General features: G+C 39.1%; 1 protein-coding gene. It reads left to right on the top strand.

The window, feature by feature from the left end:
• Nucleotides 1-226 (top strand): DTW domain-containing protein (locus tag CWB80_RS22215; RefSeq protein ID WP_138686324.1); only part of this gene is annotated, 226 nt, incomplete at its 5' end.
• Nucleotides 227-271: the final 45 nt, after the last annotated feature.

Genomic DNA, 271 nt, shown 5'->3' with positions numbered 1-271 from the left:
GTCTTTAAATCATTTAAGCGTAATTGATGGCACATGGAAAAAAGCCTACAAAATGCTGCAATTAACCCCTAGCCTCCGTGCATTTCAAACGGTGAGTTTTCAGCACATACCACAAAACAAATACGTCATCCGGAAAGCCCCTCGAGCAGTTAGTTTATCTTCTTTAGAGGGTGTAGCTCATAGACTTAAATTAATTGATGGGCTTTATGTAACTCCTCTATACTGAGTATTAGAAGCACTGGTAGATAATCATACTCTGCATATTCAGGTG

It is taken from the genome of Pseudoalteromonas sp. S1650 (assembly GCF_005887195.1).
GTDB classification, from domain to species: Bacteria; Pseudomonadota; Gammaproteobacteria; order Enterobacterales; family Alteromonadaceae; genus Pseudoalteromonas; species Pseudoalteromonas simplex.
This window is presented reverse-complemented; position numbering and strand designations above follow the sequence as displayed.